General features: G+C 48.2%; 11 protein-coding genes. 2 read left to right on the top strand and 9 right to left on the bottom strand.

The genetic code is table 11. From position 1 onward, the window contains the following. Window positions 1-132: 132 nt before the first annotated feature. Window positions 133-1,938: a hypothetical protein gene (locus tag J4F31_10625; GenBank protein ID MCE2497012.1), complete on the top strand. Its 1,806-nt coding sequence runs from the start codon at window positions 133-135 to the stop codon at window positions 1,936-1,938. On the opposite strand, the gene J4F31_10630 is transcribed toward J4F31_10625, so the two are convergent. Together J4F31_10630 and J4F31_10635 are read right to left on the bottom strand one after the other, a co-directional pair. Continuing rightward, window positions 1,935-2,204: a hypothetical protein gene (locus tag J4F31_10630; protein MCE2497013.1), complete on the bottom strand. Its 270-nt coding sequence runs from the start codon at window positions 2,202-2,204 to the stop codon at window positions 1,935-1,937. The two genes, J4F31_10625 and J4F31_10630, sit on opposite strands and share 4 nt — an antisense overlap. Before the next feature lie 98 nt (window positions 2,205-2,302). Further along, entirely contained in the window at window positions 2,303-2,689 is a 387-nt protein-coding gene (locus tag J4F31_10635; protein ID MCE2497014.1) for an alkyl hydroperoxide reductase, read from the bottom strand. Between the two features lie 95 nt (window positions 2,690-2,784). On the opposite strand from J4F31_10635, the gene J4F31_10640 reads away from it, so the two are divergent. Then, the gene (locus J4F31_10640) at window positions 2,785-4,110 is read left to right on the top strand and encodes a DEAD/DEAH box helicase (GenBank protein MCE2497015.1); all 1,326 of its coding nucleotides are present in this window, start codon (window positions 2,785-2,787) and stop codon (window positions 4,108-4,110) included. Here the strand turns inward: J4F31_10640 and J4F31_10645 are convergent, their stop codons facing one another. From J4F31_10645 to J4F31_10675, 7 genes are all read right to left on the bottom strand, one after another. Continuing rightward, entirely contained in the window at window positions 4,111-6,471 is a 2,361-nt protein-coding gene (locus J4F31_10645) for a TonB-dependent receptor (GenBank protein ID MCE2497016.1), read from the bottom strand. Window positions 6,472-6,628: 157 nt separating this feature from the next. After that, window positions 6,629-7,264 carry a hypothetical protein gene (locus J4F31_10650; GenBank protein ID MCE2497017.1) on the bottom strand — a complete coding sequence of 212 codons (636 nt, stop codon included), beginning with the start codon at window positions 7,262-7,264 and terminating at the stop codon, window positions 6,629-6,631. After that, entirely contained in the window at window positions 7,249-7,737 is a 489-nt protein-coding gene (locus J4F31_10655; GenBank protein MCE2497018.1) for a sigma-70 family RNA polymerase sigma factor, read from the bottom strand. Before J4F31_10655 ends, J4F31_10650 begins: the two co-directional genes overlap by 16 nt. Further along, on the bottom strand, window positions 7,734-8,657 hold the full coding sequence (locus J4F31_10660; GenBank protein ID MCE2497019.1) for a TraB/GumN family protein: 924 nt from the start codon (window positions 8,655-8,657) through the stop codon (window positions 7,734-7,736). Before J4F31_10660 ends, J4F31_10655 begins: the two co-directional genes overlap by 4 nt. Before the next feature lie 67 nt (window positions 8,658-8,724). Further along, complete coding sequence (locus J4F31_10665) at window positions 8,725-9,882, bottom strand: tetratricopeptide repeat protein (GenBank protein ID MCE2497020.1); 1,158 nt, start codon at window positions 9,880-9,882, stop codon at window positions 8,725-8,727. Next, window positions 9,882-11,102 (bottom strand): geranylgeranyl reductase family protein, encoded by a 1,221-nt coding sequence (locus tag J4F31_10670; protein MCE2497021.1) that lies wholly within the window; start codon window positions 11,100-11,102, stop codon window positions 9,882-9,884. Before J4F31_10670 ends, J4F31_10665 begins: the two co-directional genes overlap by 1 nt. After that, entirely contained in the window at window positions 11,102-11,776 is a 675-nt protein-coding gene (locus J4F31_10675; protein ID MCE2497022.1) for an outer membrane beta-barrel protein, read from the bottom strand. The genes J4F31_10670 and J4F31_10675 overlap by 1 nt, the downstream gene beginning before the upstream one ends. Between the last annotated feature and the right edge of the window lie 118 nt (window positions 11,777-11,894).

Genomic DNA, 11,894 nt, shown 5'->3' on the forward strand with positions numbered 1-11,894 from the left:
TTGGGGTAGTGAAAGAGCTAAACTCCTGACTTTCAACAGGTGTTTAGTGCGGCAAAAAACGTTTTGGACGGGTGTGCACCGGAGCTTGTCTTCGGTGTTTTTTTATACCCCTGTATGCCGTAAATTCGGCATATGGCAAAGACGAAGAATTCTCCTCTCGTGGTCGAATGCGCCTGGGAGGTATGCAATCAAGTTGGTGGCATCTACACCGTAATACGATCAAAGGTACCTGCGGCTATTGAAGAATGGGGCGATGACTATTGCTTGCTAGGGCCCAATGCGAACCCTGATATTCAAGCAGAGTTTGAGGAGATAACGGACCTCAGGGATCCGATCGGCAAGACCGTGGAAAAGATGCGCGGCATGGGATATGAGGTCCAATACGGAAGATGGCTAGTTACGGGTCGTCCGAAGGTGGTTCTCCTCAATTTGCAAAATGTATTCAACCGTTGCGATGCCCTGCATAGACGTATGCACCAAGTTCATGGAATCGATGTTAATCCGGATCACGATCTCTTAAACGATATGATCCTGTGGTCCGACGTGAATCACACGTTTTTCAGGATTTTGAGCAAGGAAGTCGTGAAGGAAAGCCGTCCGATCATCGCTCATTTTCACGAGTGGATGTCATCGATCCCGATCTTGGACATCAAAGAAGAAAATTTACCCGTAAGTACGGTTTTCACCACCCATGCTACCATGCTGGGTCGGGTATTGGCCATGAACGACCCCAAGTTTTACGACGTAATGTCGAAGTACGATTGGAAAGCGAAGGCCAAAAAATACGGGGTGTTGGCCATGACACAGATAGAGCGATGCTGTGCGGAAAAGGCCGACAGTTTTACGACGGTCTCTGAGGTGACCGGTAAAGAATGTGAACATTTGCTCGGCAAAAAGCCTGATTTCGTTACCCCGAACGGCCTCAATATAACGCGGTACGCTGCTTTTCACGAAGTTCAGAATCGTCACGAAAGGTACAAGGAGAAGATCCATGAATTCGTGATCGGGCATTTCTTCAGGAGTTACCCCTTCGATCTTGACAACACGCTTTACTTCTTTACGTCAGGTCGTTATGAGTATCGAAACAAGGGGTACGACATCACCTTGAAGGCCTTGAAGCTCTTGAATGAGATGATGAAGAAAGAAAAGGTCAACAAGACCGTCGTTATGTTCTTCATCACGAATAGGCCTACTTGGAGTATTAATCCGGATGTACTGGAAAGCAGAGGAGTAATGCAAGAGATCCGGAGCAACTGCGAATCGATACAACAGCAAATTGGTAAGAAACTCTTTTATGTGGCCGCTCAATCGACTGAGGGTCATCGCTTACCAAATCTGAACGACCTTATCGACGACTATTGGAAACTTCGCTATAGGAGGACCATACAAAGCTGGAAAACCGATCAGTGGCCTATCATCGTTACCCACAATTTGGTCAACGACACTGATGACGAGATCCTGAATTTCATGCGCGACGAGCAATTGGTCAACAGTCCGCTCGACAAGGTGAAAATGGTATATCACCCCGATTTCATCAGCAGTACGAATCCGCTCTTTGGTCTCGACTACGGCCAATTCGTTCGGGGCTGTCATTTGGGAATTTTCCCGAGCTACTACGAGCCCTGGGGGTATACGCCACTGGAATGTGTCGCACGTGGGATTCCGACCGTAACTTCTGACCTCAGTGGTTTTGGAGTTTACATCGACAAAATGCCCGAAGCACAGCAAGAGGACGGCATTTTTGTTTTGAAGCGCCGCAAGAGGTCCGAAGCACAAGAGGTGAAGGATTTGGCGAATTCCTTACTTCAATTCGTAAAGTCGACTGCGAGGTATCGTATGCTCCAACGTAACAAGCTCGAGAATTTCAGTGAGAATTTCGATTGGGGTGTGTTGCTCGAGTATTACAAGACTGCCTATAGTAAGGCTTTGAAGTCTTAAGCATTTCGAGTTGCCAAAATAGCCCAAACGGTAAGCGGGGGGTGCACAAGAACGAGACGTAGCCATACCACCGCAGGTGGAACACATAGATCATCTGGCACGCAGGAGTTCATTTGTATGAAATACACGTGAGCCGGGATGAAAGCCAATAAAAGAGCAATAATGCCGAAGCCCGCCTTTTTGCGCAGCTTGGGCTCCAACAAGCAAAGAGCGAATGCGATCTCCAATGCTCCGGAGAGGATGTTGATACCCTTTGGAAATGGCACGTAAGGTGGAATTTATGCAAGGTAGAATCCGGGCATGACGAAATGGTTAACTCCGGCCACCATGTAGAAAGCCATTAGAGCTCTTACGCTCCAGAAATTTAATCGGCCAGTTTCCATTTCGTCTTTTTGTGCACATGCCACAAGATAGCTCCAAAGGGAATCCACCACAATAGGTCGTTGGTTATCAAAGTATAACCAAAAGCCCCTGGAGCAATACCGATCGAATAATTGAAAAGAAATCCGGCTGGACCTAGTATTTTTCCGAGGAAACCGACGGCAACAATAGGCCAATGCCGAATGGGATCGTAGCTGGCCCACCAATAACCCAGACCGTAAACTCCAATGACCATTCCCATTCCTTGCCATATCATGGGGTAATTAGGAAGCTCTAAATGGCAAATCTCAAAGAAATGATAGGGAAAGAGTCCAACCCAAAGGCCCCACATCAGATTGTATGCTGCTGCGAGTTGTAAACTTAACCTCATCCATTTTGGTGATTCCGATCTTTCCACGGTTAAATAACAAGGGGCTTATGGGTATGTTCGGAATAACTTACCTTTACCTTGAAGAAAGTACATATATGACATTTAAGGAATTAGGCTTGCACGATGGGCTGATAGAGGCTATCAGTTATATGAATTTCGTGGAAGCGACTCCGATTCAGGAGCAGGCCATCCCGGCCATTATGAACCGGAAAGATGTGCTCGCCTGTGCACAAACGGGAACAGGAAAAACAGCTGCATTTTTATTGCCCATTTTGGATGAACTGGCCGAAAACCCGAGTCAGCATACGACAACTTTGATCGTGGTTCCAACGCGGGAGCTTGCCGTTCAGATAAATCAAGAAATTCAGGGATTCTCCTACTTCATCGGTGTTCATTCGGCCGCTGTGTATGGAGGAGGTGATGGGCGCGAGTGGGATCAGCAAAAGGAGGCTTTGACCAATGGTACTCATGTGATCGTAGCCACTCCGGGCAAGCTGATATCTCACCTTCAGCAAGGGCATGTGAAGTTTGGTCACGTGCGTCATTTAATCTTGGATGAAGCCGACAGAATGCTCGACATGGGCTTTCACGACGATATTATGAAGATCGTGAGTTTCCTTCCGGAAAAGCGTCAAAACCTTTTGTTCAGTGCTACTTTTCCGCCCAAGATCAGAAAACTGGCACGCGAGCTACTCAATGAACCGGAGGAGATCTCCATCGCCATTGCCAAACCAAGTGAAAATGTAGAGCAACGTATATACCGCGTATTTGACGAGCAGAAATCTCCCCTCCTACGCAAGATCATTCGCGAGCATCCTGAATACGAAAGCATTTTGGTGTTCAGTAGCACCAAGAAGAAAGTGAATTCGATCATTCGATCTTTGAGACATAAGGATTACCAGGTCGATGGCATTTCTTCGGATTTTGAGCAGAGTGAACGCGAGGCGGTATTGTCGCGATTTAGGTCGCGCCGAACTCGGGTGTTAGTGGCTACCGATGTACTGAGTCGTGGGATCGACATCAAGGATATCGATTTGGTCGTGAACTACGACGTGCCGTCGGATGCTGCGGATTACGTGCACAGAATTGGCCGTACAGCGCGTGCCAAGACAGAGGGAATTGCCATTACCTTGGTGAATCCGGCCGATATGTATCGCTTTGATGAAATAGATCGGTTGATCGAGCGCAACTTGGAGAAGCACCCTGCCCCGGAGGAGTTTGGTGAAAGTCCCACTTGGGGTAAATCGAGTGGCGGAGGATCGAGGGGCCGCGGGAGAAACAATTGGCGCCGAGGAGGCGCAGGAAACAATCGAAACGGGAAAGGTGGAGGTCGACATCGCAACCAGCGAAGAAAAGTCTCTGGAGGGGGAAGCGGGAATGGCCCTAAAGGCCAAAGTCAAGACCGCCCCAAGAACGATTGATCACTCTAGTCCGACCTTGATTCCAGCATAGTAAGTGATAGGTCGAGATGGGCCATAGACATAGCAGGCATCTCTATCGACCCCGCTGTCGAAATCCGATTGAAAGCTGTTCAACAGATTGAATACCCCTACGTAGAATTCGAAGTGTTCGTGGTGAGTCCCATCAATATGATACTTGATCTTCGGGTTCAGTTCGAGGAATGATTCTGTGCGCTTAATGGTGGTAAATCCGGTTTCTCCGTCAAGCACATGCGGAACATCCATTGGCCCTGTATACACTGCCGAGAGGGTAATGGACCAGTGATCGAACCCGTTGAAGTTCAATGTACCGCACCCATAGACGTTCGGTGTTCTTAAAATTTTGGAGGTGATTGTGACGCTATCGGAATTCGCATCAGTAATCGGCATGGGCGACCAAAGTGTTTCGCCTTCATCATAGCGAGCGGCCTGTATAGTAATTCCGGATTGCCAAGTCCAATCCGATTGAATAGCACCATTGAATTCGATGTTACCACCGAAGACAGACGCCCCGCTTCCGTTTCGGACCGTTCGGACCGATCCGCCATCCGAAAGAGGTTGTTGATCTCCTGTAAAGAAAATATCGTTCAGGCCCGTATAGAAGCCTTCGAGGATCACATCGAGCTGAATATCTGTTGTGTAAGGCGCCCACTGTAGGGATAGGTTGTAACTGTTCGATGTTTCGGGTCGCAGATTGGGATCGAGCCGATTGAACACGGCTTCGCCACCGACGACTTCGATATGCAGGTCTTCATTAAACGCTTGAGGTGCTCGATAACCCTGGGCAAAAGAACCCCGGATACGCCACGATTCACTCAGGTTGTATTTAACTGACGCTCGTGGCACAAATACCGGAAGGCCCTGATCATTGACATCCCTTAAGTTCGGCCATGCGTATTGCGCCCGGATCCTGACCCAATCGAGCCGTCCACCCAATGAAAACGACCACCGCCCACTCAACGCGAAATCGGCTTGCGCATACGTGCCCCAAGCGCGTACTACTTGATCGAGCTCTCTTTGGTACGCAGGTTGGATATCATCAACGCGATTGAACTGAAATTCGGATCCTGCCGAAATAGCCCATTTCTCTTGATCATTCCAATTCCATTGAACTCCACTTATGGCGGTGATATCTCGGCTCGATCCGTATGCATTAAGTGCCAGGAGGTCGTCGTTGTTCAATGAATCTCCAGGCTCCAGAATGCGACCGCCACTACCGTAGTAACTGTCACGCGAAACGGTTTGACCACTGAAGTACGCAGAGACTTTATTTCGGTCGTTCAAATACCTTTCGTAGGATACCTGTGCATTGAAGATATCGTGCTGCAACTCTTCAGATAAGTTCGCTTGGTGTGGTGAACGTTCGAGTTGCCCTCCCCCTCTTCTATACTCATTGACAAAGGTACCCGACATACTCCATTTCGATCGATCGTCGGGTCGAATAAAAGCATTGAAACCGACCGAAATGTTCTTGAGTTCTACCATTTCCGTGAGTTCATCACTGTTGGCATCCCAGGCTTCGCGATCTCGTTTTAGCCCGTATAGCGTAAGGCCTTTTTTAAGGTCCTCACTCAAAATACTTCCGTTAAAGGTAATCGACCGGTCAGAAGCTTCACCGTTTACCAAAGCCTGTTGAACCCCTATCTCAAAGGACGGTTGAACCGGTTCCTTGGTCAAGATATTGACCGTTCCCGCAATGGCGTTGCCACCGTACATGGCCGACCCACCTCCGCGAAGTACCTCGATGCGATCGATCATTTGACTCGGAATGAGTTCAAGGCCATAAACCCCGGCCAACGAACTAAAAATTGGACGATTATCGATGAGGATTTGTGAGTAGGCTCCATCCAAGCCGTTCATACGCAGCTGTGTGAATCCACAGTTTTGGCAATTGGTCTCGAGCCGTAATCCGGGAGAGAATGAAAGACCCTCGGCCATGCTAACACTGGAGGTCTGATCAAAAATGCGATCGTCGATGGCCCTTACGATCACAATTGACTCGTAACGCTCTATTTCACTACGGTCCGCTGATATGGTCACTTCGGACAATCCCAATCGATCGGGAACGAGTTCAAGTTCAAGGTGTATATCCCGCTCTCCTAATTCCAGGGTCTTGGACAAAGTACGGTATCCTATGAATTGAACTTTAAGCTCGTGCCTTCCCGTCTTCAATTCGATGAACACGAATTCACCTGTTTCATTCGTAACCATACCCTCATGGCCGTTCAGCAATACCGTTGCACCTACAACGGATCCGTCCGAATCCCTAACAACTCCAGAGAGTTTCTGACCGAGCACCAATGAAGGAAGCCAAAAAAGTAGAATTAGAATCTGCCTAATCATTCCCCGCCTTTACGTCAAAATATTGAGAACGCCACCTCACGCGACTTCAACAATCCAATATTACGCAAAGCTACATATTCTTTTAGACTTGCCTAAATTTTAAATTATCCCGATTTAATTCAAAATTTAAGGTTCGCCCAAGGCCGCCTGTCAGGCCTTAGTTGTCGAACTGCGCGATTAGTTCTTTCAGATGTTTTAAATATTTCCCAAAGGCAACCTTATTCATCCAAACTGCTGCAAAATGTGCCAAGGGAGTTATGACCACTATCACGATCAGCAAGGTTTTCCAGTCCATTACGGGGTCAGCAACGAAATTGGGGTCTCTGTATTCGCGCCCCCACAACATTCCGGCCGCTGCCCCGAGCGGATATAAAAAGAGCCCCACTCCTTCTTCGATCCGCAATGCACGACGCGTGGTCTTGTAGGCGCGGGTCATGGACTCCTTCAGATTGGCTCCTACCTCTACCCTCCCGGGCAAGCGCCGCCAAACCACATATAAATAAAAGCCACAGATGATGAAGGTTCCGATCACGATATCGAATAGCGATCGACTCGTTGGGTTTTGAGAGACCAGCTTCATCGCCACCAGGATCCCAATTCCCAAGACAAAGTAAATGACCTTAAATCCGAGCTGGCGTTTCACCTGTAATAGCGGGTGCTTGGAGCGATGATTCGATGGCCTTTTTTCCGTGCCTTTTTCCTTTTCGGCCGAAATGCCCTGCCACAACGCCTGCAAATCTTCATCCGAACGGTCACGGAATCCTTCAGCGCCATTGTTTAATTCTTCAACCACAACCTTAATTTTTTCGTGATTCTCTTTTTGATTCGATGCAAGCGCACCCTAACATTCGATGCCGAAAGCCCAGTGATCGCGCTAATTTCCCCATAATCGTATCCGTCGAAATGCAGGGTCACCACCGCCCTATCAAGTTCATCGAGTTCCCTGATCGCATGCCATAAGAGTTCCTTTTGTTCGCTGTTTTCTGCCTCAACGGCACGATGCGTCCCTTCATCGATCGGTCGTGTTTCCGTTCGGCGGTCTTCCTTGCAGCGGTAAGTAAGCACGGTATTGAGGGCCACGCGATACAACCACGTGCTGAATTTGCTCGCGCCCTTGAACGATCCGAAAGACTTCCATGCTTGGATCAGCACTTCCTGATAAAGGTCTGCCACATCTTCATCGAGATCCACGTACAACCTAATGACCTTGTACACCGGACCTTTGTTTTGGTCGATCAACCTCTCGAACTCGGAGCTTTCGATCATTTTAATTCAGCCGGTTCAACGGTGTATCCCATCTCGCGAAGTTCATGAACAAGTCCTTTTGACCCCGTCAAATGCAAGGCTCCGACAGCAATGAACACCTTTCCCTCTTCGAGGATCCCGGGTAATAGCTTCAACCAACGCTCATTGCGTTTGTCGAGCAATTCTTCCATACCGCCCCAGTCGGCCGAATCCTCGCCCAGCTCTTGCAGCACTTGAAAATCATTGTCTCGATATGCGACTAAGATATCTTTGGTGAGCTGAATAGCCTCTTCTTTTTCGCGAACCATCTCTACCAAATCATCGGCTTGCTCTTCGGGCGTACCGTAATTATAGAGCAGTTCACTTTGTTCGAGAAGTGTTTCCAATCCCCGGACTTCCTTTCCGGCCTTCTCACCTTCAAAACCGAAATAAGCATCCATAGGCAAACCGGGAATACTGGCCAATTCAGGAAACTGCGCTTGATTGTACGACAAGGTTAAGAGTAGAGATACGACGATAGGCTTCATTTGATTCAGCTGACTCAAGGACATTCCGAGAGACTGTTGAGTCTCATCGTCCAGCATGTGGAATTCGGATGAATCGAGCAGAGCCTCCAAGGTTTGGTCGGTCATCATACCCATCATCATGGCCTGTCCCAAGGCCGAGCTATCGATGACCATTTCTACAACGACTTCGTCACTTGCCTCAAAGGCACGGTGCACACCGGGCCATTCGTTTAAAAACCCTTCATTAAGGAGGTGGTAGGTGCCGAACAAGTAAGCCGGTTGTTCCATCCCCTCTTTATCGATCTTCCAGAAGACCCCTTGTTCTTGACCGCCATCCACGGTCATGGCTGAAGACGGAGCTATCCGCATCTGGCCGTAGGCCGAAAAAATCAGAAATAAGAGCAGGGAGAAAAGCGTTAAGTGTTTCCGTTTCATGGCAATTTAAATAAGTGTTCGGCCCATTAGTCGAGCGGAGGCCACGAAAAATTACACGTGTGGCAAATTATTTTCCGTGGAAGAAATCTTCCCCGCGCCATTCGGTTAGCCTGTCGACGGCAAAGAGGTAGTAATCACTTTCGTGATCCGTTTCGCGTTCGATGTAGCTCTTATAGTAATCGGCGGCTAGTTCGCGGTTACCTGCTTCATCGTATGCACGTGCGATCAGGTAGGTAAAAACGGGGGCCTCGGTATCGTAATGATAGGATTCCTTGTACGACTCCACCGCGTTTAGAGGCTGGCCCGCGGCCTGTTGGCTTCGGCCGGCGAACTCAAAGTACACGGACAAGTCCTTTGACGTACCGAGGTCAGCTGCCTTCAAGAAGTAGTGCGCCGCCGAGTCGTACTCTTCGGTTCGGTAATAGGCCATGGCGAGTACGTAAGTAGGTCCCTCTTCGGCGTCGTTGGGGTGTAGTCTTTTGAGCACGTCTATGGACTCATCGTTGTAATGTGATCGGTACAAGCTGATTCCATAGATCTCATTCCACGTGGCATTCAACGATCCGGCGGTATCGACATGGCGGAGGTAAGGTAGAACCTCCCAATATTTTTCGGCTCGGTAGGCCACTCGCGCGCCCAACAGGTACAGCTCTTGGCGATCGGGCTGAACCCGCATTGCAACTCGAATGAGGCTATCGGCCCGCACGAAATTTTGAAGTCCTTCGTATAGTTCCACTACTTGAGCCAAAGAAGCAATATCGTATGGATTCAATGAGACGGCTTGTTCGAAATTGTAAACTGCCAAGGGTAACACGCCCAATTGTAAAGCCGTATTCGCATATTGCCGGTGGTAACGTGATGAATTTGGATATCGACGGACAAATTTCTGCCAAAGTAAAAGGGCTGTTGTATCGCGATCGACTTGGCCGGCAACTTCGGCAGAGAGCACTATTCCGGGTACGTAATTCGAATCGAGCCGGAGCAATACGTCACAGCTTTTCCATGCTCGATCAAATCGACCTAGCCTCCGGTAGATCGATCCTTGGAGGTAAAAATACCCGATATCGCGGTCTTCGTGAGAAACTCGTTCTAGAAATTCCAAGGCTTCCTCGAGTCGCTCAACATTGAAAGCGGATTGGGCGGAATCAACATAAGCCGAGCTTTCTTGAGCGTGAACTGCCGAAAACGACATCGATAACAGTATGGCCGTAAAATGCCTCTTCATCAATTCAACAGCAGTTTCAAGTAAAAAAGTGGGTTGTAAATATTCTTTCTCAGTTCGATCTCGGTCAGCGATCCGGATATTATCTTACGGACGGTTTCATTCCTATTGGATTTACGCACGGTGTAGTTTATTATGCCGGGATATTTAAGCATATTCTGCAAAGCTCTGCTCCACTTTAACTCACTCCACATTCGCCGGTAGACCTCCTCATCGTACGCTTTGAGGTCTTTGGCCGAGGTTTTTCGGGCTTTGAGTAATTCGGGGACGACCGCCGCCGCTACGCGTCCTGTCCGAATGGAATTACCGATGCCCTCTCCCGTTGCCGGATCGATGACTGAGGCCGCATCACCCAGGAGAACGAAATGATCTCCCGAAATAACTCTCTTTTTAGAGCCGATGGGCAAGCCCCAGCCCTTTACTTTTTCAAGTGGTTCGGCATCTTTGAATCTAGGAGCAAAGTCCGGATGCTCGTGAATAAGTCGATGCATATGCTTCTTGAGATCAACTTTTTTCTCGGCAATTTTACTCGACAGCATTCCGATACCAACGTTTGCATTTCCGTTCGGCAAGGGAAACATCCAGAAGTACCCTGGAATGATTTCCTTTTCAAAGTGAAGCTCAATGAACCCCTTTTCGTGAAACCCTTGTACCCCATGCCAGTATTGACGAAGTCCTGCGCAATAATGCTCGCGCTCGACTACGAGCTGCCCCATTTGCTTGGCCAGTATACTTTGAGCTCCATCCGCTATAAAGAGCATTCGAGATTCAAATGCACCACGTGAGGTCTCGACTTTCCATCTTTTTCCATTCCAGTGAGCTCCTTTAACGGTTACTCCATCTCGAGCATCCACAACATTGGAGTCTGCAGCCATTTTCCACATGTAATGATCGAACCTGAAGCGCTCGGAAATATACCCTGGAGCCAAGTCTTCTTCCATATCCGGGAATTCGAATTCCACCAGGTCTCCAGAAGGGCTGCTCACCCTTGCACCATAGGAAGGTATCTTTTCCGTAAAGGAGCGAATCTCATCAATCGGCACCTGAAGTTGAAGTAATTGACGCCATACGTCCGGACTCAATGCGTCACCGCAAATTTTATCACGGGGGAATACATGTTTTTCGAGGAGTAGAACCTTCAGTCCAGAATTCTTTAGCCCAATTGCAGCACTCGTTCCTGCCGGACCTCCGCCGCTAATTACCACATCATAGACTTCGGCCATTAATAATATCCTTTTTTAATCAACAACATGCAGATGCTCAGGTTGAGCTGATAAAACCAATCGTTTAACTCTCCTTGAGTGTACGCGTCGAGCCTGTCTGTGAATGTCGAATGCTCACTGAATTCAAGGGCCATGCCTAATCCACGAGGTAGATCGAATTTAATTCCCAATGCAATTTGAACATCTCCGGAAAAACCAACACTGTTGTCGTATCCGGGAAACGGATCATTCCCTCTCAACTGAACATTCGGATTAAAGTATATGGCCGAGACTCCCACTCCTATATAGGGAGTCCACCAATCTGAATCTACCTGCGTTCTTATGGAATTCGTGCTCCTAGTGTATCTCCTGAGGTTCAATTCGTACCTGAGTTCCAAGGAGCTGATATTCCCATTCAATTTATAACCATCGGGCTTTCCGTAATTGGCGTCATGTGTATGCACGTGAACCATTCTAAACGCCGTATACATATTGTGGCGGGGCGAGAAATAGTGACGGTACTCTACGCCAATGTTGGGGCGGAGTTCATACAATGCAGCAGCAACATTTCCCCAAGGATCATTAAAATCGCCCGCCATACCTGAGAGGCCTATGGTTATACCGATTTCATTGTACTTCTGTCCGTATAAGTTGATCGCCCCAAACAAGGCTACGAGTAATACCCCCTTCCGCATCCCACAAATATGGCATTTGTTTCCATTAAAAACGAAAAGATGTAATACTCCCCATATTTCAGACCAACAATGCGGTTTTGTTAGTTAATAATTGGGTTTGATTAAAGATAGATTCTTG

Source organism: Flavobacteriales bacterium (genome assembly GCA_021296215.1).
Lineage (GTDB): Bacteria > Bacteroidota > Bacteroidia > Flavobacteriales > ECT2AJA-044 > ECT2AJA-044.